This is a genomic window from Rhizobium sp. TH135, assembly GCF_002855515.1.
Taxonomy (GTDB): domain Bacteria; phylum Pseudomonadota; class Alphaproteobacteria; order Rhizobiales; family Rhizobiaceae; genus Allorhizobium.
Window position 1 is genome coordinate 710492 of sequence record NZ_PKRP01000003.1, and the last position, 24122, is coordinate 734613.

Sequence of the window (24122 nt, forward strand, 5' to 3'; positions counted from 1 at the left end):
TGACATCGCCGTGATCATGCCTTTTCACGGAGTTCCACCCCTCAAAATCCATTGAAAGCTCGCTGGGCATAGGCGGAACTAAAGTCTACCACTCCCGGTCAATTCGTGTATGACGGGCATACAGATCCGATGACCAGAAACTGCCGGTGAAACCAATGAATTCCCAGGACAAGAACAAGCCGCAAGTTGCGAACCCGACCGCCGATCTCGACGAGCAGGCGCTCTTCTATCACCGCTATCCCCGTCCCGGGAAACTCGAGATCCAGGCCACCAAGCCGCTCGGCAACCAGCGCGATCTGGCGCTCGCCTATTCGCCGGGTGTCGCCGCCCCCTGTCTCGCGATCAAGGACGACCCGGCAGCAGCCGACGATTACACGGCACGCTCCAACCTCGTCGCCGTGATCTCCAACGGCACGGCGGTCTTGGGCCTCGGCAATATCGGACCGCTGGCCTCCAAGCCGGTCATGGAAGGCAAGGCCGTCCTCTTCAAGAAATTCGCCGGCATCGACGTCTTCGACATCGAAATCGATGCACCTGGCGTTGACGATATGGTCTCGACCATTTCGGCCCTCGAGCCGACCTTCGGCGGGATCAACCTCGAAGACATCAAGGCCCCGGAATGCTTCCAAGTGGAAGACCAGCTCCGTGCCAAGATGAACATTCCGGTCTTCCACGACGACCAGCACGGAACCGCGATCATCGTTGCGGCTGCGATCCTGAACGGGCTGGAACTTGCCGGCAAGTCGATCGAGACCGTGAAGATCGTGGCCTCCGGTGCCGGTGCGGCCGCCCTCGCCTGCCTCAACCTCCTGGTGATCCTCGGCGCCAAGCGCGAGAACATCTGGGTCCATGATATCGAAGGCCTGGTCTACAAGGGCCGCAACGAGCTGATGGACCCCTGGAAGGAGGTCTACGCCCAGGAAACCGACAAGCGCGCGCTCGCCGAAAGCATCGACGATGCCGACGTCTTCCTCGGCCTGTCGGCAGCCGGCGTGCTGAAGCCGGAACTGCTGGCCCGCATGGCGCCGAAGCCGCTGATCATGGCGCTCGCCAACCCGAAGCCGGAAATCATGCCGGAAGAGGCCCGCGCCGCCCGTCCAGACGCAATGATCTGCACCGGTCGCTCCGACTTCCCGAACCAGGTCAACAACGTCCTCTGCTTCCCCTACATTTTCAGGGGCGCGCTCGATTGCGGCGCAACGACGATCAACGAAGAGATGAAGATGGCCGCCGTCCGCGCCATCGCAGCCCTCGCCCGTGAGGAAGTCTCGGAAGTCGCCGCTCGCGCCTATACCGGCGAGACACCGACCTTCGGCCCCGACTACCTGATCCCCTCGCCTTTCGATCCGCGCCTGATCCTGCGCATCGCTCCGGCTGTTGCCAAGGCTGCGGCTGACAGCGGCGTCGCGCGCCGTCCGATCGCCGATTTCGACACCTATCTCGACCAGTTGAACCGCTTCGTCTTCCGCTCCGGCTTCGTCATGAAGCCGATCTTCGCGGCTGCCAAGACGGCATCGAACAAGCGCGTGATCTTCGCCGAAGGCGAGGACGAGCGCGTGCTGCGCGCAGCCCAGGTTCTGCTCGAAGACGGCATCGGCGAACCGATCCTGATCGGACGTCCGCAGATCATCGAGACGCGCCTGAAGCGCTACGGCCTGCGCATCCGCCCGGGCACCGATTTCGAACTGGTCAACCCGGAAGACGATCCGCGCTACCGCGACTATGTCGACGACTATTTCGCGCTGGTAGGCCGCGCTGGCATCAACCCGGAAGCTGCCCGCACGATCGTGCGGACGAACACCACGGTCATCGGCGCGCTTGCCGTCAAGCGCGGTGACGCAGATGCCCTGATCTGCGGCGTCGAAGGCCGCTATGACCGCCATGTCCGCGACGTTCGCCAGATCATCGGCAAGCGTGAGGGTGTGCGCGACTTCTCGGGCCTCAGCCTGCTGATCTCGCAGCGCGGCGCCATCTTCTTTACCGACACCTTCGTCACGGACGACCCCTGTGCCGAAGAGATCGCGGAAATGACCATTCTCGCGGCGCAGGAAATCCGGCGCTTCGGCATCAGCCCGAAGGCAGCGCTGCTCTCCCATTCCAACTTCGGCTCCCGCCCATCCGCCAGCGCCTCGAAAATGCGTCAAGCGCTCGAGATCATCAGGACCAATGCGCCTGATATCGAAGTCGACGGCGAGATGCAGGGCGGCTCGGCCCTGTCAGAGGTGCTGCGTAAACGCGCCATGCCGGAGAGCACGCTGACGGGTGAGGCAAACCTTCTGGTCTTCCCGAATCTCGACGCCGCCAACATCTCGCTCGGCATCGTCCGTACGATGATGGATGCTCTGCATGTGGGTCCGATCTTGCTCGGTGCCGCCATGCCAGCACACGTGCTTTCGACCTCAGTGACATCCCGCGGCGTCGTCAACATGGCAGCACTCGCCGTCGTCGAAGCATCGCAACCGGCCGGTTGATTTGGGCTGTCGAGCGGCGGTTTTCGTCCGCCGCTCGACCACCGCGAAACTTACCCACTAGACAAGCCAAAGCTGCAACGCCGACACTGTTTCCCTTGAAATATAGGGTATTGTTGATGGCGCAGTCGGGGGCATATTTCGAACTCTTGGATTGGCTTGACCAGCAGGAAACGCTCGATCCGCCAGCGTTCCTGTCCCGCCTGCAGATGGCCTACGAAACGGGACCGGTCACCTATATCGACGCGGTCATCAGCAATGGCCGCATGCGCGCCCACACCATTCATCGCAGTCACCGGCGGCACGCGCCAAACTCGATGCGCAGCCAGCATCGCAAGCCGCCTGTCGAACAGATCCTCCGTGTCTTCGCGGCTCTGGAGCCAATTCTACTCGTCAGCAAGTACAGGGGCGACGAGTACGGTCCTATAACCATTGGCTACCCCTTGCCCGGTCGCAACAGCGGCCTTCTGGTAGAAGCCGGACCACATATCCCAGAACTATCCACCTGGCGCCGCCTCCACGACAGAGACCTCCTGAGCCTGGGCACGCGATTGAACGCCCGGCTGACGAGACCCGCTCGCATGGAAAACTTGGAGAAGTCGGGGGGAAAGTCGTTGACCCGTAGAGAACGTGAAACACTGGCCTGGATTGCAGCCGGCAAAAGCTATTGGGAAACCGCCGTTATTCTCGGCATTTCTGAACGCACGATCCGACACTTCATGGCCAATGCCCGGCACAAACTCGACGTCGTGACCAATGCTCAAGCTGTCGCTGAAGCCGTCTGGCGCGGCCTCATCCCGCGTCTCGCGGACACGGAAGCGTCATCAGAAAAGGCAAAACTTTCATAGTATCACAGATTGCATATAATAATGCTGGCGCAACCGTCAATTTCATTCAAGCGTCTTGAGCTCCATCCTGCCTGTTCCGTTCTGCAAGAAGGAGCAAGGCATGATCAGGATCATCAACGGCGCACGACGACACCAGTTTCCCTCCGACATCGACGCAATGCACAGGCTGCGCAAACGTGTCTTCCACGATCTCCTCGGCTGGGAGGTCGAGGTGCGCGATGCCTGGGAGATCGACGACTATGACCGGTCCAATCCGCTCTATGTCCTTTCCTATGGGGAAAAAGGCCGTCTCCGCGGTTCGCTTCGTCTGCTGCCGACGCTTGGGCCGAACATGCTCGACGACACATTCCCGATCCTGCTCGGCGACGGTCCGCAAATCCGCAGCGCCGCCATCTGGGAATCGAGCCGCTTCTGCATTGACCCCGAGATCTCGCAGGACCGTGCCGGAAACCAGGTGACGATCGCCGCAGCCGAACTGATGTGCGGCGTTGGAGAACTGGGTCTGGCATCAGGCCTCAGCCACATCGTCACCGTAACGGATGTGTTTCTGGAGCGCATGTTCAAGCGCATGGGCTGCCCCGGATTGCGGATCGGCGAGCCCCAGCGCATCGGCGTGGTTCAGGCGGTCGCGGTATCCTGGGAGGTCTCCGAGGACCTGCTCGACAGGATGAAGGCGGTGGCGGCAATCGAGGGAAGCGTGCTCGAACGACCGATGACACTCACGGCAGCCCAGGCCGCGTGACACAGGACGAGGCGGGTGCGGCAGGTGCCGCACCCGCCTCACGTCATCTGTCATTTGAATTTGACCACCACTCGGATATCCTGCACCGCATCAGGGTCGTAGTCTGCCTTGCAAACGACAACTGGAATCCGGATGTGCCGAGCAGGATAGTCAGTTCCATCGCGATGTTTCTCCTCATGGGCGGCATCTTGCCATCCGGGGCAGAAGCCTCGGCGCTTTGCGAGCGACTGCGCGACCGCCTGGTCCTGGTGGAGCAGGGCGGACGATCGCCTGAGATCAACAGCTACGCCAGCGCCATTGCGCAGCAGAACCTGGAACTGCGCAAGGCGCGTCAGGACCAGCGGCGGCTGCGCTGCCTCACCTCTTCCATCGTCCAGATCCGGCCCGATGGCGGCAATGACTGCAGCGACCTGGCAACGGCAATCTCCCGCATGGAGGCCAATCGCGACATCCTTGCAACGCGGCTGGCCGACCTTCGGGAAAGCCGCGTGGCGGATGCCCGCGCAGCTCTTGTAACGGCCCTTGAGGCAAATGGATGCGGCCCGGATGAGCCGCCACTGCCGCAGGAAGCCGAGCGCATTCCCTATCTCGACACGCTGCCGGAACCCTACCGCCCGGACCGCGAGGCGGAAGCAGCCTATGCGACGCCACAGCCGCCGATCGGCATCCTTCCGAGCGGCAATGTCCGCACGCTCTGCGTCCGCACCTGCGACGGCGGTTTTTTCCCGATCTCCTCGCAGACATCAGCGATGAACTTTGGCCGGGACGCTGCCCAGTGTCAGCAGATGTGCCCGGGGACGGAAACGGAGCTCTTCTTCCACGCGCCGGAACGCAGCGAGACGGTCGACATGGTCTCGGCCATCACCGGCCGTCCCTACAGGGACCTGCCGAACGCCTTCGTCTACCGCAATCGCCGGACAAATGCGGAGCCGACCTGCGCCTGCAATCTTCAGCAATACTACCAGCGCATGACGCCGCGTCCCGCGGTGCCCGACTACCAGTCCTCCGTGCTGGAGATCGCACCGAAGTCGAAACCGACACCGGCGGCTCCCCGCCCCGCTGCGGAACGCAGTCTGGATGAAGCAAACCTCAATGTCCGCCGCGTAGGCCCGGTCTTCATACCGCCCGACAAGGGAACGATCGATCTCAGGAACCCGGCAGCCCCGGGTCCACAGCCCCTACAGGAGTGACCGGCCCGGCTGCCTGTACGCCCCAATGCTCCTCGAAGATCAGCTCTTCGAGCGCCAGACGCTTGCGCCACCCCTTCACCTGGAGTTCGGGCGACGCATAGAGCTGATCGACAAGGCCGAGGCACAGGTAACCGATGATCTGGACGCGATCCGGGATCCCGAGGATCGCCTTCACTTCGGCCTCGTGAAAGATGCTGACCCAGCCGAGCCCGACCCCTTCCGCTCGCGCGGCAAGCCAGAGATTCTGGATCGCGCAAACCGTTGAGAAGGCATCCATCCGGCGATCATGGGTCCGACCGAGAACCACGGGGCCGGCTCGATCAGGATCACAGGTGACGCAGATATTCAGCGGCGCCTTGCGAATGCCCTCGAGCTTCAGCGCCCGATAGGCATTGCGGCGCGCTTCGGGAAACATCGCCTCTGCCTCTTCGTTCGCCCGCACAAACGCCTCCCAGACTGCCGCACGGGTCTCAGCGCTGCGAACCAAAATGAAGCTCCACGGCTGCATGAATCCGACCGACGGTGCGGCATGGGCTGCTTCAAGAAGCCTGCGCACGAGATCGTCGGGCAAAGGATCGGGAAGAAACTGGTCGCGAACGTCGCGTCGCGTATGAATGGCCCGGTAGACGGCATCCCTGTCCTCGTCGACAAAGGGCGCTGTCCGGACGAGGAACTCGTTCGGATCGTCGTGCATCGTAATCCCCACAATGCGCAACCACCCGCCGTCCACGCGGGTTCGGTCTATCTTCTCAGGCCGGTCTTCTGACTGGGCATCATCCGCAACACGCGCCTTCCCGGATTGCTCCAGTGGTCGGGTTTCCCCTTGCGCATCACGTCCGCCTCACAGCGTTGGGCACGTGCCGGAATTTCACCGGCTTCCCGATTCTCCTGCCGATAGGCAGGCACCTGACAAATGGTTTCTAGCGTGAAGAGACAAGCTGGGACAGGTCAAAAACGACGGCGTCAGTCAGTTGTCGGAAAGTAGCGTACGAATGCGAAGGCGGATCCATCCGGTGACCAATTCGGCACGTTGATCGATCCCTGTCCGCCGAAGAACTCGAACAGTGTCTCGACATTGCCGCCATCCGCATCCATCAGCCGAAGCCGGACATTCTTGTCGCGCGGATGGCCCGTGACGTCGGCGTCGTAGGAGAGGAACAGCACCTTGCTGCCATCCGGCGACGGATGCGGGAACCAGTCACCGTGACCATCCGAGGTCAGCTGCTCCAGGCCTGTGCCATCGGTGCGCATCCGCCAGATCTGCATGGTGCCGGTGCGGCTGGAATTGAAGTAGAGCCACTGCCCGTCAGGCGAATAATCGGGACCGTCATTGTGCCCCTCGCCGTTGGTCAGGCGCTGTTCGGCACCGCCCTTCGTCGAAATCGTGTAGATGTCGAAGGCGCCGTTGCGCTCGCCGCAATAGGCAAGCACCTTCCCGTCCGGCGACCAGCCGTGCCAGTAGGACGGCATTTTGTCGGTGACCTGGCGCGGCTCATCATCGCCATCACCCAGCATATAGATGCAGGACTTCCCATAGAGCGTGTGGTCGGAAAAGACGATCGAGGCACCGTCAGGTGAAATGCCGTGGTCATTGTTGAGCCGGACGGCGAAGCTGGTGTCGATCAGCTCCGGCTCCGGATCATCCTCATCGAGCGGCAACGCATAAAGAAGTCCATCACCGTTGATGACCAGAAACTCGCCGTCGCGCGACCAGTTGGGCGCCTCGACCAGGTCATCCGTCTGCCAAACGACCTCGCATTCGCGTGTCGCCATGTCGTAAATCTCGACCGAACTGCGCATCATGGTCTCCTTGGAAAAATCAGTCTGCGATGGAGCGATTTTCCATCGCCTGGCGCAGTTTGGCGAAGATCGCCCGGCCATTGCGCTCAAGCTGAGCACTGCGCCATTCAGTGTAGAAACCCCAGATCAGGCTGACGATCAGCGTGAGGGACCCGATGCCGAGCATCTTGAAGCTCCCGTCCCACAGACCGTAGCAGCCAATCACAATCGAGGGCAGGAAGTAGGCGGCGCTCGAGAGCGTCCGGTACAGCCCGCTATCCTGATTGTCATGCGCTCCGACAGCAAAGATATAGCTGCGCTCCTCCGCCGTGAAGTCAGGCAAAGCAGCCCGGGCATCGTGCGCCTCAATCGACACGCTCAGCGATCCCTGAAACGGTTCGTGATCGGATAGCGGCGATCGCGTCCGAAGTTCTTCTTTGTGATCTTCACGCCCGGTGCCGATTGGCGGCGCTTGTATTCGGCGAGGTAAAGCAGGTGCTCCACCCGGTGCACCGTCGCGATGTCATGGCCCCGTGCGACGATCTCGTCCACGCCCATTTCCTTTTCGACGAGGCATTCGAGGATATCGTCGAGAACCGGATAGGGCGGCAGGGAATCCTGGTCGGTCTGGTTCGGGCGAAGCTCCGCAGACGGCGCCTTGGACAGGATGTTTGCGGGAATGACTTCGCCGGATGGTCCAAGCGCGCCTGGGGGAACGTTCTCGTTGCGCCAGGCCGACAGCGCATAGACCTGCATCTTGTAGAGGTCCTTGATGGGGTTGAAGCCACCATTCATGTCGCCATAGAGCGTGGCGTACCCAACCGACATCTCCGACTTGTTGCCGGTGGTGACGACCATCGAGCCGAACTTGTTGGAGACCGCCATCAGGATCGTCCCACGCGTGCGGCTCTGCAGGTTTTCTTCGGTGATGCCGCTCTCGGTACCCTCGAACATTTCCGACAGCGATGACAGGAAGCCTTCAACCGGCTCCTGGATCGGCACGATGTCGTAATGGCAGCCGAGCGCCTTGGCGCAGGCTTCGGCGTCGGCGAAGCTCTCCTGCGAGGTATAGCGGTAGGGCAGCATGATCGTGCGCACCCGCTCCTCGCCGAGCGCATCGACGGCGATGGCAGCACAAATGGCAGAATCGATGCCGCCGGAGAGGCCGAGCACGACGCTCTTAAAACCGTTCTTGTTCACATAGTCGCGGAAACCGAGAACGCAGGCGCGGTAGTCGGCCTCTTCCTTCTCCGGAATGCGCGACATCGGCCCCTGGTCACAGCGCCAGCCGTCGGCCGTGCGCTTCCAGGTCGTGACCGAAAGCGTCTCCTCGAACTGGCTCATCTGGAAGGCGAGCGACTTGTCGCCGTTGAAGGCGAAGCTCGCGCCGTCGAAGACGAGTTCGTCCTGCCCCCCGAGCTGGTTGGCGAACACCAGTGGCAGGCCCGTCTCGATCACCTGACGCAGCGCCACCTGATGGCGCACATCGACCTTGCCTCGGTAGTAGGGCGAGCCATTCGGCACCAGCAGAATTTCGGCGCCGGTCTCGGCCAGCGTCTCGCAGACGCCGAGATCATTCCAGATCTCCTCGCAGATCGGCACCCCGATGCGCACACCCCGAAAGTTGACCGGCCCCGGCATCGCACCTTCGGTAAAGACTCGCTTCTCATCGAACTCGCCGTAATTCGGCAGATCGAGCTTATCGCGGAAGGCGAGGATCTTCCCACCGTCGAGAATGGCGACGGAATTGTGCCGCCCCTTCTCGCCCTGGCGGGGAAAGCCGACGATCACGCCCGGACCGCCATCCGCAGTATCGGCGGCAAGCGCCTCAACGGCTTGGAGACAAGCGCTCAGGAAGGCGGGTTTCAACACCAGATCTTCCGGCGGATAGCCGGAAATGAAGAGCTCCGTCAGCAACAGCAGGTCTGCTCCCTGGCCGGCCGCATCGGCGCGCGCAGCCCGCGCCTTGGCTAGATTGCCGGCGACGTCGCCGACAACAGGATTGAACTGTGCCACCGCGATACGCAGGACGTCGGAGATCTTCTTTGCTTCGCTCATGACATCGATTTAGCCGCTCGCGTGAATGATCGCAACGCTACTTGTCGACCCTGTGATCGGCAATGTCCGCCGCCGCTAACCAATCCCCCTGAAAGTATGGGAACAAAGGCTTCTGCGTTGCGGTTCATGTAGCATTCATGACACTTGTGTGACATCTGTGCGAAGATTTTACGACACCTGTCCCTGACCCGGAGTTCGACGTGGCACAGACCAGCCCGAAATCGCTCGTCGCGACCATTTTCAATGCCTTTGGTGCGACGCGCGAACGCGAGCTCGGCACGTCCTGGACGTTGCCGCTGGTCATTCAGTGGGTCAACACGGCGCTGATCGCAGCCGTCATCGTCGTACTGAGCGAAGTGCTCGCACGCGGGACCATGGTCGATGTCGTCGAATACATGACATCGTCGAGCCGGCCCGGGCTTGTGGCCGTGGGGATCATGTTCCTGGTCCTCTGCTTTGCAGATGCGATTATCGGCAAGGCTTACCAGTCCACGCTCTTCGTCGCGCCGCTGGCTCTCCTGCCCGCCTTCTTCTCGGGCCAGAAGCAGCTCTTCCTCTCGGACCCGCTTTTTCCGAGTGACCTCCTCTTCGGTCGTCAGATCATGCAGCTGCTGCCGGCCATGGTTGCGGCCGAACCTGTCAAAGCCATTGCTCTTGCAATCGGCAGCCTCGTTTTCATCGCAGCATTCGTCACGCTCATTTGGAAGAGCCGGAAAGTCTTTCCGCGGCTGAACTTGACAGGCCGGGGCGTTCGCCTTGCCCTCGCCTTCCCACTGCTCGCTGGTTTCATCTCCTTGATGGACCCGATGGCCTTCTCCGCCTTCCGAGATCGCCTCAACATTGTGCCGATGATGTGGGACCAGAAGGAAAACTATCGCCACAACGGCTTCCTGATGGCTTTTGCCTTCAATGTGCCGATGGCGAGCGTCAGCGCCCCCGCCGGTTACAATCACGTCGCCATCACCGACATGCAGACCGACCTTCTGCCGGCGTCCTTCTTCTCGGGCCGTCAGGCTGACGTGATCGTCGTCATGAGCGAGTCGCTGTGGGATCCGACCAAGATGAGCAGCGTCCGCTACTCGGCCGATCCGATGCCGACCATCCGCGCCGCGCAGTCCGGCCAGGTGTTCTCGCCGGAATTCGGCGGCATGACGGCGAACGTCGAATTCGAAGCGCTGACCGGCTTCTCCAATGCCTTCCTGCCCTATGGCAGCATTCCCTATCAGCAGTATATCCGCCGTCCCGTGCCTTCGCTCGCCACCTTCTTTGAATCGAAGGGCTATGTGAGCAAGGCCTTCCACCCCTTCCAGGGCTGGTTCTGGAACCGCAACAACGTCTACCAGTCGCTGGGCTTCCGTCAGTTCCAGTCCGAAGAGAACATGCCGGTCATGGACAAGCGCGGTATCTTCGCATCGGACGAGGCCCTGACGCGCCACATCATCCGGGAAGCCGACAACACCAGCGAACCCTTCTTCTTCTTCGCGGTCACCCTGCAGGGTCACGGCCCCTATGAGCATAACCGCTACGCGAAGAACACCATCGAGGTTGACGCGCCGACCCTCTCTGACGGCAACACCAGCGCGCTGGCGACCTATGCGCAGGGTGTGAAAGAAGCGGACCAGAGCCTGAAGGCTCTGATGGATTGGGCGAAGAAGCGCCGCCGCGAGACGATCATCGTGCTCTTCGGCGATCACCTGCCGCCGCTGAACGAGGTCTATACGGAAAGCGGCTACATGGCGAACGTCGTCGCCACCCGCAAGGCCTCGGTCGCCACCATGAAGCGCGAGCACGAGACCCCGCTCGTCATCTGGTCGTCGAAGCGCGGCGTTCAGAAAGACATCGGCTCGGTCAGCCCGTCGCAGCTGCCGTATTACATCGTCCGCATGGCCGGCTATCGCCACCCCTACTACACCGGTATGCTCGGCCGCGTCGCCGAACGTTACTCGGTCATCGACCGGCATCAACTGATCGGCCGTAACAACAAGGCGCAGGCCGACTGGGCTCTGTCGGGCCGCATCGACCCATTGATCCGCGATTACCGTCTTCTCCAGCACGATGTGATGTTCGGCGAAGGCTACGGACTTGATCGTTTCTTCCCCGAGCAGTCCGATCGACTGCAACCGAGCAGTTGAGCGGATCGTTACTTCGGATCACAGTTATCCATAAAGACATTTTGAACGGGGGGCGCTATTGCAGCGCCCCCCGATTTCAGTCATAGACTTTTTTTGTTCACCAAACCGGCGTGCTTGACAGTATTAGCGACCACTGTTCTTGCCTGGCTGCACGAGCGGTCGAACACTCTGATTGCATTCAAAGTTTAACGCCGAGCTCTTGCCATGCCGCTCATGTCGCGCGCTGAAATAGTTGCACATCCGCTCTACCCGGCGATCGAAAGGCAGATCGCCCAGCATCTCATTGGCATTCACATGCGGACCCCGCGCATGTCCCGCCTGAAGGCATCCCACCGCAAGTGGCTGATGACGCAGTCGGTGTTCGCGCTCGCCTTGCGCCGCACGCCGGACGACCCGCTTTCTGGCCTGACGGCCACACGTTTCGTGGAAACGGTCATGCGCCTGGGGGCTGCAAGCCGCAACACGGCGACGGGTTATCTGGCGGAACTGGTCGCCTACAAATTCCTGCGCGACGTCCCTGACGTCCCCGACAAGCGTGTCCGCGTCCTTGAGCCCACGGAACTCAGCCTGAACGGCCTGCGCAGCTGGTTCAACGGGCATCTCGCCTGCCTCGACCGGCTCGATGGCGGCAATCGCGAAATGACCTCGCTGGCCGAAGAGCGGATCTTCCTGATCGCCCAACCCATCGGCGCCGACATCATGGTGGGCGATCCGATGTGGCGCGAGCCCCCGGACTCGATCGGCCACTTCCTGTGGTCGGATCTTGGCGGCATCATCCTGCACGACCTGATCGCACGTCTCGACAATGTCGACCGCGCGGCTGAAAACGTATCCTGCGGACCGGTAACGCTGGTGGAATTGAGCGAAACCTATCAGGTCTCGACCACCAACCTGAAGCGCATGTTCAAGAAGGCCGAAACCGAAGAGCTTCTATGCTGGGAACACCCGCGACGCCGGGGCGACCTGCTGCTGACGAACCGCTTCCTGGAAGACTATTTCAACTGGCAGTCGGCCAAGTTCGCAGCCATCGACCAGTCCTATCATCAGGCTCTGGCAACACTGGGCATCGAGTCGGAGAACGCGGCCGCCGCCTGAAGGCGCTCAGCTGCGGCTGGCGGCATATTGCGGCAAGCCATCCTCGATGTCGTAGAAATCACCCTTGTCGGCGCAGTAGATGTGATAGCCCCCCTCTAGACTCGTGGGGTTCGGAAACAGGCCCGCCATCAGCGAGATCCGCGTCTCGCCATCCGCCTTCCAGTAAAGTGCTGAACCGCAATCGCGGCAAAAGGCGCGCTCGGCATCGGGGCTTGCCCTATAGGCGCCGATCTTCTCGCGCCCGCTGATCTCGACCTCGCTCAGCGCTGCATCCGTCGTCGCATAGTAGAGCCCGGTCTGCCGACGGCATTGCGAGCAATGGCAATAGCTGACGGGTCCGAGTTTGCCTCGAACAGTGATCGTCACCGCACCGCACAGGCAGCCGCAAGTCTTGTCTTCGCCCATCACACACCTCCGCAAACGAGAACCGGGCGAGCTTCGTTGAAGCCCGCCCGGTCGTCAAACTCGGAATGCTGAACTTGTGCTTCAGCCGTTCGCGACCAGCATCCGCTTTTCGTCACGGCCGCTCTTCATCCGCTCGGCAAGCAGGAACGCAAGCTCAAGCGCCTGGTCGGCGTTGAGGCGCGGGTCGCAATGGGTGTGGTAACGGTCGGCAAGATCATTGCCGGTGACCGCACGCGCACCACCTGTGCATTCGGTCACGTCCTTGCCGGTCATCTCGATATGGATGCCGCCCGGATGCGAGCCTTCCGCACGATGGATCTGGAAGAAGCTCTCGACCTCCGACAGGATCCGCTCGAACGGACGGGTCTTGTAGTTGTTGAGCGTGATCGTGTTGCCATGCATCGGATCGCAGGACCACACGACCTTGCGGCCTTCCCGCTCGACGGCACGGATGAGGCGCGGCAGGTGCTCGGCAACCTTGTCGTGACCGAAACGGCAGATCAGGGTCAGGCGACCGGCTTCGTTCTGCGGGTTCAGGATGTCGATCAGGTTCAACAGATCGTCAGCCTGCAGCGACGGGCCGCACTTCAGACCGATCGGGTTCTTGATGCCGCGGCAGTATTCCAGATGCGCATGGTCAGCCTGGCGCGTACGGTCGCCGATCCAGATCATGTGGCCGGAGGTGGCATACCAGTCGCCCGAGGTGGAATCGACGCGGGTCAGCGCTTCTTCATAGCCGAGAAGCAGGGCTTCATGGCTGGTGAAGAAATCGGTCTCGCGCAGGCTCGGATTGTTTTCCGAGGTGATACCCACGGCCTTCATGAAGTCCATGGTTTCGGAAATGCGGTCGGCGAGCTTGCGGTAGCGCTCAGCCTGTGGGCTATCCTTGACGAAGCCGAGCATCCACTGATGCACGTTCTCGAGGTTGGCATAACCACCCATCGCGAAGGCGCGCAGCAGGTTCAGCGTGGCAGCCGACTGGCGATAGGCCATCAGCTGGCGCTCGGGGCTCGGGATGCGGGCCTCTTCGGTGAACTCGATGCCGTTGATGATGTCACCACGGTAGCTCGGCAGCTCGACGCCACCGATCGTCTCCATGTCCGAAGAACGCGGCTTGGCGAACTGGCCGGCAATACGGCCGACCTTGACCACTGGCAGCTGGGCGCCGAAAGTCAGGACGACGGCCATCTGCAGGAAGGCGCGGAAGAAGTCGCGGATATTGTCGGCGCCATGCTCGGCAAAGCTCTCGGCGCAATCACCGCCCTGCAGCAGGAAGGCTTCGCCTTCCGCGACCTGGGCCAGCGACTTCTTCAGGCGACGGGCCTCGCCCGCAAAGACCAGCGGCGGATAGGTCGAAAGCTGCTGCTCGGCAGCCTTCAATGCGTCGAGGTCCGGATACGCCGGAACCTGCTTGATCGGCTTCTGTCTCCAGCTGCTCGGGGTCCAATTCTGCGCCATGGTCGTCACCTGTCTGATACTAGCTGCGGCAACCTCCCGGCCGCATCGGATGGGGGCTTATAAACGGTTAATCGATCCTTGGAAAGCCGAAGTTTAGGGACTTTCGAAGGGTATAACGATGAGGCGACCGGCCAGTTTTCCACCCTTTGGACCTGCACGGCCCCGCCCTCGAGATGGCAGACGCTTGATATGACATGGACGTAAACGTAAGATCTCGATTGACATCCGGAACGGGAGGTTCGGCATGACACAGCACGAAATCGAAAAGGCCGAAATCCAGTTCGAAACGGCGGACCGTTTCCAGCTCCACGGCACGTTGATGCGGGGCAAAGGCGACGGCCCCATGGCGCTCATCTCCTCGGCCGCAGCCGTGCCCCGCGGATTCTATGCCCGCTTTGCCGAACATCTCGTCACCCATCAAGGCTTCCGCGCTGCCATGACCTACGACTATCGCGGCGTCGCAGCCTCGCAGGCACCGAAGAGCTGGAAACGTCCGCTATTGATGCGCGACTGGGCGCATTTCGACATGCCCGCCGCCCTGCAACGGCTGGAACTGGAAGGACCCGATCATCCGATCGTTGGCGTCGGCCAGTCCTTCGGCGGACAGGTATTGGCGCTCGGTGGCCGCTCCGACAGGTTCTCCCGCTATCTCATGGTCGCGACCATGACCGGCTACTGGGGAAACACCAAGCCGACGTTTCGCGTCTTCAGCCAGATGAACCTGGTCGGCGTGCCGCTGGCGGCAGTGCTCGGCAAGGTTCCCGGCCAGATCGGCCTGGGTCAGACCTTGCCGGGGACCATCTTTCGCGAATGGGCGCGTTGGGGCCGGCATCCCGAATACTTCTTCGCCGATCCGACGATGGATGCAGCGCGCCGGTTTGCAGAGGTCGAGACTCCCATTCTCGCTATCGGCCTGACCGACGATCCCTGGGGCACGCCGAAGGCCCAGCACGCACTGCTGAAATACTATAGCCGCGCCCCGACAGAGATCCGCTGGGTCTCGCCGGATGAAGCAGGCGGCACAGTCGGCCATCTCGGCTTTTTCCGCTCGGCCTTCAAGGACACTCTCTGGGGACCCGCGGTGGACTGGCTGAAGCAGGCTTGAGCTATCGCAGCGCAGCATGGTTACCCACACAATTCACAGCCCAAAACACGCACGCTTTTCAGTGAAAACTTGCAAAGCGGTCGCTTCATGAGAGCATGGAGACCTTGCGAACACCTCAATCCCGAGGCGTGCGCCCGTACCGACCAGAGGCAAGCTTCACGCAAGCCTCGCCCTCTACCCCGCTCTATGGGGGCGTAACGTGGTGTTCGGGAAGTTGATACTTCCTGCGTTGATCATGAGGATCGTGTGATGGCGTATGATTGGACTGGAGTACAAACCCGCAGGAGCCGCCGGCTCCGGATTGTCCTGCTCTCGCTTCTGAGCCTTGCCGCATTATCGGCACCCGTCCTGGGACTGGATCTCATCTCGAAGTTCTGATTATCACCTGCGGACCTCTGATGAGACCCGCAGGAAATGCTTTAATGTCGGTACAAACGGCGGCGGCTTAGACCCGCTCGCCGTTCCGGACCCGGTATGTCGGCGTGTACATCGTCACAAGCTCTTCCGCAGCTGTCGGGTGAACCGCCATGGTGCGATCGAAATCGTCCTTGGTGCAGCCGGCCTTGAGTGTGATGCCCAGCAGCTGCGCCATCTCGCCCGCGTCGTGGCCGAGGATATGCGCGCCGACGACCTTGCGATCGGCGGCATTGACGATCAGCTTCATGATCATCTTCTCGGCCCGCCCCGACAGCGTCGCCTTCATCGGACGGAACTGCGCGCGATAGACCTCGATCTCCTCGAACTTCTTCGCAGCAGCCTCTTCAGAGAGGCCAACGGTGCCGATCTCCGGCTGCGAGAAGACTGCGGTCGCGATCAGATCATGATCGGGTGACGTCGGATTATTCTTGTACTCCGTCTCGATGAAGCACATCGCCTCATGGATCGCGACCGGCGTCAACTGTACGCGGTCCGTGACGTCGCCGAGAGCGAAGATGCTCGGCACGTTGGTCCTCGAATAGGCGTCGACCACGATCGCGCCACGCTCATTCGTCTCGACGCCTGCGGCCTCCAGGCCGAGCCCCGTGGTGTTCGGATCGCGGCCGAGCGCCAGCATGACCTGCTCGACCACCAGACGGCCATTGTTGATCGTCTCGACGTCGAGATTGCCAGCGGGCGACTTGGTCACCTTCTGGATATGGTCCTGGCAGATGATGCGGATGCCCTTGGCCACCATCGCCTCATGCAGCCCACGGCGCATGTCCTGGTCGAAGCGGCTGAGGATCTCGCCACCGCGATAGATCAGCGTCGTTTCGACGCCCAGCCCGTGGAAGATGTTGGCAAATTCCACCGCGATATACCCGCCGCCGGCAATCAGGATGGAGCGCGGCAGCTTTTCAAGATGAAACGCCTCGTTGGACGATATGCAATGCTCATAGCCTGGGAGAGCCGCATGCGGATTGGGCGCACCACCGACGGCAACGACAATGCGCTCGGCGGTGACTTCCTGGCCGCCCTTCACGAGGCGCACGCTGTGCGGCCCCGTCAGTTCGGCGCGCGTTTCAAGGATCTCGACGCCGGCATTCTCCAGGCCCTTGCGATAGAGGCCTTCCAACCGGTCGATTTCCTTGTCCTTGGCGGCAATCAGCGACGGCCACTCGAACTTGCTTTCACCAACCGTCCAGCCATAGCCGGCCGCATCCTCGAAATGCTCGTGATATTGCGAGGCATAGACGAAGAGCTTCTTCGGCACGCAGCCGCGGATCACGCATGTGCCGCCGAAGCGATACTCTTCGGCAATCGCCACCCTCTTGCCGAGCGATGCCGCCACACGGGCGCTGCGCACCCCGCCTGAGCCGCCGCCGATGACGAAGAGGTCGTAGTCGAACTGGCTCATGGAGGTCTCCTGCCCGGCTGGGCGCTTGCTGCAACTTCGCCTGATATAGGAGACGCAAGCACAAAAAGAAAAGCCCGGGACGACGCCCGGGCTCGAAAATCCAAAACGGATCGTATCAGGGCTTCGGCGCTTCGGCCGCTGCCGGCTGCTCGGCCTGAACCTGGGCCAGCAGGGCCGCATTGGCCTGCTGTTCGAGATCGCGTGCGATGCCAGCGGTCCAGATGTCGGCTGCCTTCAGCAGTTCGCGAGTGGCAATCGGGCCATCCTTCAACAGCTTCTTGCCGGCTTCGCTGCCGTAGAACGCAGTGATCTGGTTCAGTTCTTCAGCCGTGAACGCCTTGGCATAGACGAGCGCTGCTTCGCGCTCGAGGTCTGCACGGCGAGCAGCGAGCTTCAGGGCTTCTTCCTCAACCTTGGCCGAGATAACGTCCTGAAGGTTCGGATAGGCCTGGATAAGCTGGGCCGTCAGACGGTCCATGATGTTCGGCAGGATCGCATCAAAGCGGTTGGTAACGCCAAGCGCGCTGATCGCGTCGCGTGCCGCCTGCATGTGCTCGGCCGGCACGTCCTGAGCCTTTGCCGAAACGGCGCCCAGTGCAAGGCTGCCGGCGATGACGGCGATCGAGGCAAAGCGGCCCATACCCGTAAAGCTGATCATGAAATTCAATGCTCCTGTTAGTTCTTCGGCTCCATCACCCGTGCACCCGCCGGTCCGGCGATGATCGCGAGCGATGCCAAGTTTATGAAAAGGCCGTGTTCCACCACGCCGGGGATTTGATTGAGCCGGCTTGCCAGAGCGTCTGCATCAGGAATGCGGCCAAAAGATGCGTCGAGAATGAGGTGTCCGCCGTCCGTCATGAAGAGGCTCTCGTCCGAACGGGTCCTGAGCTTCATAGGACCGCTGAGACCGAGCTCGTCTGCCAGTCGTTCGATCGCAAGCCGGGTCGACGCCTGGCCGAAGGGATTGATCTCGATCGGCAGTGGGAATGCACCGAGCGTTTCGACCAGCTTGGTCTCGTCGGCAATCACGATCATCCGGGTCGAGGCAGCCGCGACGATCTTTTCCCGCAGAAGCGCGCCGCCGCCGCCCTTGATAAGGCGAAAACCGCCATCGATCTCGTCTGCGCCATCGATCGTCAGATCGAGCTGCGGCAGTTCGTCCAGCGACTTCAGCGGAACGCCGAGTTCAAGGCAGAGGCGCGCCGTGCGCTCGGATGTCGGGACACCCTCGACCTTGAGGCCTCCGGCCACCTTTTCCGCCAGCAGCCGAACGAATTCTTCCGCGGTCGAACCGGTTCCGATCCCGAGACGCATGCCATCTTCGACATGTTCCAGCGCCGCAGCTGCGGCCTTGATCTTCATTTCGCGGGCGTCCATGCGCCGAAAGCTCCCGTCCGTTTCGTTGGATGCTGTTTACACGCCTCCTTGGCCGAGTGAAAGCCCCGCATCGCCATGCGGCGTTGCCTTTTCAGAGGATTTCCCCTACCCCCGGCAGCACTGATGAGATTGCAAGGGAGCTTCGTCTTGACCGCCACGACCATCGTCTTCGACCTCGACGGAACCCTGATCGATACGGCCCCGGACCTTGTCGAAAGCCTCAACCACACGATCGCGGCCCGCGATCTCGACCCCGTTACCTATGATGACTTGACCCATCTTGTCGGCCAGGGCGCCCGCGTCATGATCCAGCGCGCCTTCGCGCTGCGCGGTGCGCCGTTGACCGAAGACGAGGTCCCTGCCCTGCTCGACCGCTTCATCGATCACTATGAAGCAGCCATGCCCGGCAAGAGCCGCCCATATCCGGGCCTGCTCGACGCGCTTGATCGGCTGCGCGCCGCAGGCTTCCGGCTGGCCGTCTGCACCAACAAGATGGAACGGCTGGCGCTACCGCTGCTCGAACGTCTGGAGCTGACCGACTATTTCGCTGCCATTGCCGGCGGCGACACATTCGCCTTCCGCAAGCCTGACCCCGCTCACATTCTGGCCATCGTCGAACGCGCGGGCGGCACTGCCGACAAGGTGCTGATGATCGGTGACAGCATCAACGACATCCTAGCCGCCCGAAACGGAAACATCCCATCGATCGCCGTCCCGTTCGGCTATTCGGACGTACCCGTGGAAGAGCTCGGCGCCTCGCATGTGATCGCACACTTCGACGAACTGACCGTCGAACTCGTCGAGCGCCTGACCCGCTAAGCGGCACGAAAAATGGCGGGCACCAGGCCCGCCATTCAATATCACGCGCAGAAATCTGCCGGATCAGACACGCGGCGCGCGCGCATCCGTCGTCGCCTTGAAGGCCTTGGCCGTGTGGCCGTCGCGGCCATAGACATCATCGAAATACTCGACGACGCCGTCCTTGTTCGGCCAGGCCGTGAAATAGGACACGTAGACCGGGATCTTCTGCGGAACCTGAACGGCACGGTTCTGGCCCGATGCGATCTGCTTGCCGATTTCCTCGACCGTCGTGCCCATAACCGCAGCCGCCATCACGCGCGGCTCGGCGAGACGTACGCAGCCATGGCTGAGCGCCCGCATGTCACGGTTGAAGTAGCTCTTCGACGGCGTGTCATGCATGTAGATCGCATGCTCGTTCGGGAAGAGGATCTTCAATTCGCCGAGTGCATTGTCTCCACCCGGCGGCTGACGGACGTCGACGGCATGGGTCACGTTCCAGTCGACCTGGCTGGAGGCCACCTTGCGGCCGTCATAGGACACTTCGTAGCCGAGACGGTCCAGATAGGACGGATCTGCGCGCAGCTTCGGCAGCATCTCGTTGACGATGATCGACTTCGGAACGCCCCAGTAGGGATTGAATTCGACCGTCTCGATCTGATCCTGGAAGAAATAGGTCTGGTTGGCCTTCGAACCGACGACCACCCGCATCGACAGCTGTTCCTTGCCGCCGTTGACGTAAGTTGCGCGGAAGGACGGTGCATTGATGAAGACATAGCGCGAGCCGAGATCGGCCGGCAGCCAGCGCACGGCTTCCAGCGACGTCTGCAGCTTGGCGATCTTCTCGGCATTGCTGTGGCCGGTCATGGCGCGGATCGTGGCAGGACCGACGACACCGTCAGGCTTCAAGCCCTTTTCCTTCTGGAAGGCTTCGACGAGCGCGACCAGCTCGGGCGTGTATTCCGGCGTGTTCATGTAGCCGGTCAGCGTTGCCGCATGCGCGGTCAGGACGGCTTCGGAGGCCACCTGCTTCACCGCGCCCACGACATTGGCGAGTTCCGGATTGCTCTGACCGGGCTTCAGCAAGGTACCCGGCGCAATCGCGATCGGCTTGGTCGAGGCCTCAGCATCTTCCGCCCGCAGACGGGCGAGCTCGTCGCGCAAGGCCACGAATTGCGGGCTCTTCGGATCGCGGTTGCGCAGATAGGCGGCGACATCGGGGCTCAGCCGCAGCATGTCGAGCACGGGGGCAACGTTCACGCCCTTGCGCTTGAAGTCGTAATAGCCGGAGATCTTGTTCGGATCGATCCGCCCGCGCGCCGTATCCTGTACGTAAGTCAGGACCTTGGCCGACAGCGCCACTTCGAACGCCATCAGTTCGCGCTGGCGCTTTTCCGGATCGGCAGGATCAGCCGTTTCGGCTGGCATGGGCACAAGGTAGTCGTCGGGCGACAGACCGACGGTGTCTGAGGCTGCGAGTGCCTCGATCATCTGGCGACCGCGCTCGGAAATGCCCTCGCCATCCGTCCAGATCAGCGGCTTATTGAGATTGCCGTAATAGGCTTCGACAGTCTTCGCGACCTCGTCGTTCGCCCGAACAGAGACGTCGGACAGGAAACGCCGGCTACCCAAGACTTCCGGCGAAGCCTGAGCTTCGGCGGAGCCTGCGACAGGCTCCGACACCGGCAGCTTGATCTTGATGGCGCGCTGCGCCTCCGGCTTGTAGGTGTAGTACTGCGGGCCCGCGACCTTCGGCAACGGCTCCGGATCACCCATCTCGAGCCCACCGCGCGCCTGCTGTTCCAGCGAGGCCGGAGCAGCCTGCTGCTTGGCCTGACGACCGGGACCGCCGCGGAGCAGATCGAGAAGCGTCGTGGCGGTCGCCTCGCCCGGCAGGGTTCCGACCGCGGTAGTCGCAGCAAGAAGCGCGGTGACTACGAATTTCGTGTTTCTCGTCATTCTCTGTTCCATTTCCCGGGCCGAGTCGTGGGCGGACTCGCGGCATCATGAGTGTCTTGGCGGATCACTAGCGGATCGGCATATCGTTGAAAAGTTGGACGTCGCCATGCTCTCTCATGCAACAGCGTCAACTTTGTGTGACCCGTCGGCCGAGGAAAGCCGCCGTGCCCGCGCAAACTAAATGGAAACATTCGTTAAATTTTGATTGACGTTAACAACTCGTAGCAAATGCGCCCCCAGGATCCCCATTCACTTCACGACAAATAGTCGTGACACGTGCTGCAAACGACACAGACGCGCCGCCGCGACCGTAGCGGACGCGTATCCCGATATATAGTTGACAATAACAATCATCTTATGGTGTTCAGCTTGTAACGGCCCCGCGAGCACCTAAATCCACCGCTAACGCCGGCAGCCGGCACAGCCCCCGTCAAAGGCAGGACATCAGATGACCCACCGCACAGAAACCGACACTTTCGGCCCGATCGAGGTCGCCTCGGACCGCTATTGGGGCGCCCAGGCTCAGCGATCGCTCGGCAACTTCAAGATCGGCTGGGAGAAGCAACCTCTTCCAGTCGTGCGCGCGCTCGGCATCGTCAAGCAGGCAGCAGCACGCGCCAATATGGCGCTCGGCAAACTCGATCGAAAACTTGGCGATGTCATCGTTGCGGCCGCCCAGGAAGTCATTGACGGCAAGCTGAACGATCACTTCCCCCTCGTTGTCTGGCAAACCGGATCCGGCACGCAATCGAACATGAACGCCAATGAGGTGATCTCCAACCGCGCGATCGAGATGCTGGGCGGGGAAATGGGCTCAAAGAAGCCCGTCCACCCGAATGACCACGTCAACATGAGCCAGTCGTCGAACGACACCTATCCGACGGCCATGCACATCGCGGCCGCCGAGCATGTCGTCCACCACCTGCTGCCGGCCCTGAAGCACCTGCACGCCGCTCTGGACGCCAAAGCGAAGTCCTTTGCCCACATCATCAAGATCGGCCGCACCCACACCCAGGATGCAACGCCGCTGACGCTCGGCCAGGAATTCGGCGGTTACGCCGCCCAGGTCGCCTCTTCGATCAAGCGGATCGAACTCACCCTTCCGGGTCTCTATGAACTCGCCCAGGGCGGCACCGCAGTCGGGACGGGGTTGAATGCGCCGATCGGCTTTGCGGAGAAGGTAGCGGCAGAAATTGCCGAGATCACCGGCCTGCCCTTCATCACGGCCCCGAACAAGTTCGAGGCGCTCGCAGCACACGACGCGATGGTCTTTGCCCATGGCGCGATCAACGCGGCGGCGGCAGCACTCTTCAAGATCGCCAACGACATCCGCTTCTTAGGCTCCGGCCCCCGCGCCGGTCTCGGCGAGCTGGCGCTGCCGGAAAACGAACCAGGTTCGTCGATCATGCCGGGCAAGGTCAACCCGACTCAGTCGGAAGCCCTGACGCAAGTCTGCGCTCACATCTTCGGCAATCAGGCCGCGATCACCTTCGCTGGCAGCCAGGGCCATTTCGAGCTCAACGTCTTCAATCCGATGATGGCCTACAACTTCCTGCAGTCGGTCCAGCTTCTTGGCGATGCCGCGGTCTCTTTCACCGACAATTGCGTCGTAGGCATCGAGGCGCGCGAGGACAACATCCGCAAGGGCGTCGAGAATTCGCTGATGCTGGTGACGGCGCTCAACAGCCGCCTCGGCTACGACACCTGCGCCAAGATCGCAAAGACCGCACACAAGAACGGGACCACCTTGCGTGAAGAGGCCGTCGGCGGCGGCTATCTGACCAACGAGGAGTTCGACCAGTTCGTGCGCCCGGAACTGATGATCGGCCCGCAGTAAAGGCCAAGCGGCGCGGAGGGCTCCGCGCCACCAGTTCTTGCCCGCTTAGCGCAGCAACATCTCAAGGCCGGTGCGGCGGATATCCTTCGCCCGGAACAGCGCCATGTCCGCCTGATGCAACAAGTCGGCCATGGCCTCGTTTCTGCGGCGAATGGCAAGCCCGAACGTCACGCGCAGTCGACCACGCGCCAGGGAGCCGACTTCGAGTTCAAGCACAGCGCGCCGGATAGCCTCGCAGCTGGCATGGACGGTTGATAGCTCATCGCCTGCAAAGAGCAGCACGAATGTCGTATTGGACATACGAGCCGCCACCGGCCGCGGTGAGAAATGTTGGCGCACAAGATCGCCCACGGCGACCAGCGCCCGGTCGGATGTTTCCTGGTCCAATCCCGAAAGCGGCACACCGATCGCCTCCAGTTCGAAGACGGCAACGACGATCTCCGCCGTACCACCGATCTGCCGCGCCAGGGGTCCAAGCTGCACGCCATAGGCAGCGCTGCCATTCAACAAGCCCGTCAGGGGGTCGAGAGCCGGCTGGCCGTCGACGCGTTCCGCGAGCGCCGAGATCTCGCCGACCATGCCACAGACGGCCCGGGTCACGACCGCGATCTCGTCATCGCCATGCTTGTTGAGGTTCTCCTCCGCAAAGGCAGCTCCGGTGCGATAGCGACTAATCGCCATCGCCAGATTGCGCAGCGGCAACGTCAACCACCACATCGTCGCCAGGCAGGCTGCGGTTCCCACCAGCGTGGCCCCAAGCACGACGAGCCCTATCGTCAACATATCCGATTGCGTGGCCGTGCCGAAATTGATCAGCAGTGCAATCAGGGGAACATGGATGCAGACGAAGCTGACGAGGAAGATCTTGGCGATGATCGAGCGATACCACTTCGCTCGGTTGGCGTAGTCCATGGGCATTCCTTGCACTTCTCCGTTTTTGACAGGCCCGTTGGAGGGCGTGCGACCAGGCCTTTCCCAGAAGGCCACCTGTCCTGTCAACGCGCAGCTTAAGGCTTTCGCCGCATTGAAATGTTAAG

At 61.8% G+C, this 24122-nt stretch carries 20 protein-coding genes and 1 riboswitch; of the genes, 9 read left to right on the top strand and 11 right to left on the bottom strand.

The genetic code is table 11. From position 1 onward, the window contains the following. Nucleotides 1–155: 155 nt before the first annotated feature. The 4 genes from C0V73_RS12375 (at nucleotide 156) to C0V73_RS12390 (ending at nucleotide 5248) form a co-directional block, all read left to right on the top strand. Nucleotides 156–2471: an NADP-dependent malic enzyme gene (locus tag C0V73_RS12375; RefSeq protein WP_102020263.1), complete on the top strand. Its 2316-nt coding sequence runs from the start codon at nucleotides 156–158 to the stop codon at nucleotides 2469–2471. Between the two features lie 116 nt (nucleotides 2472–2587). Then, nucleotides 2588–3316 carry a helix-turn-helix transcriptional regulator gene (locus tag C0V73_RS12380; RefSeq protein ID WP_102020264.1) on the top strand — a complete coding sequence of 243 codons (729 nt, stop codon included), beginning with the start codon at nucleotides 2588–2590 and terminating at the stop codon, nucleotides 3314–3316. A 100-nt stretch (nucleotides 3317–3416) separates the two neighbouring features. Beyond that, nucleotides 3417–4058: an acyl-homoserine-lactone synthase gene (locus C0V73_RS12385; protein ID WP_102020265.1), complete on the top strand. Its 642-nt coding sequence runs from the start codon at nucleotides 3417–3419 to the stop codon at nucleotides 4056–4058. Next, on the top strand, nucleotides 4055–5248 hold the full coding sequence (locus C0V73_RS12390) for a DUF2865 domain-containing protein (RefSeq protein WP_172450146.1): 1194 nt from the start codon (nucleotides 4055–4057) through the stop codon (nucleotides 5246–5248). The genes C0V73_RS12385 and C0V73_RS12390 overlap by 4 nt, the downstream gene beginning before the upstream one ends. On the opposite strand, the gene bluB is transcribed toward C0V73_RS12390, so the two are convergent. From bluB to C0V73_RS12410, 4 genes are all read right to left on the bottom strand, one after another. Next, nucleotides 5205–5942, bottom strand: coding sequence for a 5,6-dimethylbenzimidazole synthase (gene bluB, locus C0V73_RS12395; protein WP_102020267.1), 738 nt, complete (start codon nucleotides 5940–5942; stop codon nucleotides 5205–5207). The genes C0V73_RS12390 and bluB overlap by 44 nt on opposite strands. Nucleotides 5943–5982: 40 nt before the next feature. Next, nucleotides 5983–6173: riboswitch (cobalamin riboswitch) on the bottom strand. A 38-nt stretch (nucleotides 6174–6211) separates the two neighbouring features. Further along, nucleotides 6212–7048 (bottom strand): TolB family protein, encoded by an 837-nt coding sequence (locus tag C0V73_RS12400; RefSeq protein ID WP_102020268.1) that lies wholly within the window; start codon nucleotides 7046–7048, stop codon nucleotides 6212–6214. Between the two features lie 19 nt (nucleotides 7049–7067). Beyond that, entirely contained in the window at nucleotides 7068–7403 is a 336-nt protein-coding gene (locus C0V73_RS12405; RefSeq protein ID WP_102020269.1) for a hypothetical protein, read from the bottom strand. Nucleotides 7404–7405: 2 nt separating this feature from the next. Further along, entirely contained in the window at nucleotides 7406–9085 is a 1680-nt protein-coding gene (locus C0V73_RS12410; protein ID WP_102020270.1) for an NAD+ synthase, read from the bottom strand. A 200-nt stretch (nucleotides 9086–9285) separates the two neighbouring features. On the opposite strand from C0V73_RS12410, the gene C0V73_RS12415 reads away from it, so the two are divergent. Both C0V73_RS12415 and C0V73_RS12420 read left to right on the top strand, forming a co-directional pair. Continuing rightward, on the top strand, nucleotides 9286–11217 hold the full coding sequence (locus tag C0V73_RS12415) for an LTA synthase family protein (RefSeq protein WP_102020271.1): 1932 nt from the start codon (nucleotides 9286–9288) through the stop codon (nucleotides 11215–11217). 204 nt (nucleotides 11218–11421) lie between these two features. Next, nucleotides 11422–12312 (top strand): hypothetical protein, encoded by an 891-nt coding sequence (locus tag C0V73_RS12420; RefSeq protein WP_102020272.1) that lies wholly within the window; start codon nucleotides 11422–11424, stop codon nucleotides 12310–12312. A gap of 6 nt (nucleotides 12313–12318) precedes the next feature. Here C0V73_RS12420 and C0V73_RS12425 read toward each other — a convergent pair whose 3' ends face one another. After that, nucleotides 12319–12717: a GFA family protein gene (locus tag C0V73_RS12425; protein ID WP_102020273.1), complete on the bottom strand. Its 399-nt coding sequence runs from the start codon at nucleotides 12715–12717 to the stop codon at nucleotides 12319–12321. Nucleotides 12718–12798: 81 nt separating this feature from the next. Then, nucleotides 12799–14175 (bottom strand): 3-deoxy-7-phosphoheptulonate synthase class II, encoded by a 1377-nt coding sequence (locus C0V73_RS12430; RefSeq protein ID WP_102020274.1) that lies wholly within the window; start codon nucleotides 14173–14175, stop codon nucleotides 12799–12801. Nucleotides 14176–14419: 244 nt separating this feature from the next. Here C0V73_RS12430 and C0V73_RS12435 point away from each other — a divergent pair, with 244 nt between their 5' ends. After that, nucleotides 14420–15280, top strand: a complete 861-nt coding sequence (locus C0V73_RS12435; RefSeq protein WP_102020275.1) for an alpha/beta fold hydrolase — start codon at nucleotides 14420–14422, stop codon at nucleotides 15278–15280. Nucleotides 15281–15725: 445 nt separating this feature from the next. On the opposite strand, the gene gor is transcribed toward C0V73_RS12435, so the two are convergent. From gor to rpiA, 3 genes are all read right to left on the bottom strand, one after another. Next, complete coding sequence (gene gor / locus C0V73_RS12440) at nucleotides 15726–17114, bottom strand: glutathione-disulfide reductase (protein ID WP_102020276.1); 1389 nt, start codon at nucleotides 17112–17114, stop codon at nucleotides 15726–15728. A gap of 115 nt (nucleotides 17115–17229) precedes the next feature. Beyond that, a complete protein-coding gene (locus C0V73_RS12445) occupies nucleotides 17230–17772 on the bottom strand; it encodes a DUF2059 domain-containing protein (RefSeq protein WP_102020277.1) in 543 nt (180 codons plus the stop codon). A 17-nt stretch (nucleotides 17773–17789) separates the two neighbouring features. Beyond that, entirely contained in the window at nucleotides 17790–18491 is a 702-nt protein-coding gene (rpiA, locus tag C0V73_RS12450; protein ID WP_102020278.1) for a ribose-5-phosphate isomerase RpiA, read from the bottom strand. Nucleotides 18492–18638: 147 nt separating this feature from the next. On the opposite strand from rpiA, the gene C0V73_RS12455 reads away from it, so the two are divergent. Beyond that, the gene (locus C0V73_RS12455) at nucleotides 18639–19310 is read left to right on the top strand and encodes an HAD family hydrolase (RefSeq protein WP_245407951.1); all 672 of its coding nucleotides are present in this window, start codon (nucleotides 18639–18641) and stop codon (nucleotides 19308–19310) included. A 63-nt stretch (nucleotides 19311–19373) separates the two neighbouring features. On the opposite strand, the gene C0V73_RS12460 is transcribed toward C0V73_RS12455, so the two are convergent. Beyond that, nucleotides 19374–21248, bottom strand: a complete 1875-nt coding sequence (locus C0V73_RS12460; RefSeq protein WP_102020280.1) for a L,D-transpeptidase family protein — start codon at nucleotides 21246–21248, stop codon at nucleotides 19374–19376. Between the two features lie 448 nt (nucleotides 21249–21696). Between C0V73_RS12460 and fumC the strand changes: the two genes are divergently transcribed. Further along, entirely contained in the window at nucleotides 21697–23085 is a 1389-nt protein-coding gene (gene fumC / locus C0V73_RS12465; protein WP_102020281.1) for a class II fumarate hydratase, read from the top strand. 45 nt (nucleotides 23086–23130) lie between these two features. On the opposite strand, the gene C0V73_RS12470 is transcribed toward fumC, so the two are convergent. Continuing rightward, nucleotides 23131–23997 carry a diguanylate cyclase gene (locus C0V73_RS12470; RefSeq protein ID WP_172450147.1) on the bottom strand — a complete coding sequence of 289 codons (867 nt, stop codon included), beginning with the start codon at nucleotides 23995–23997 and terminating at the stop codon, nucleotides 23131–23133. Nucleotides 23998–24122: the final 125 nt, after the last annotated feature.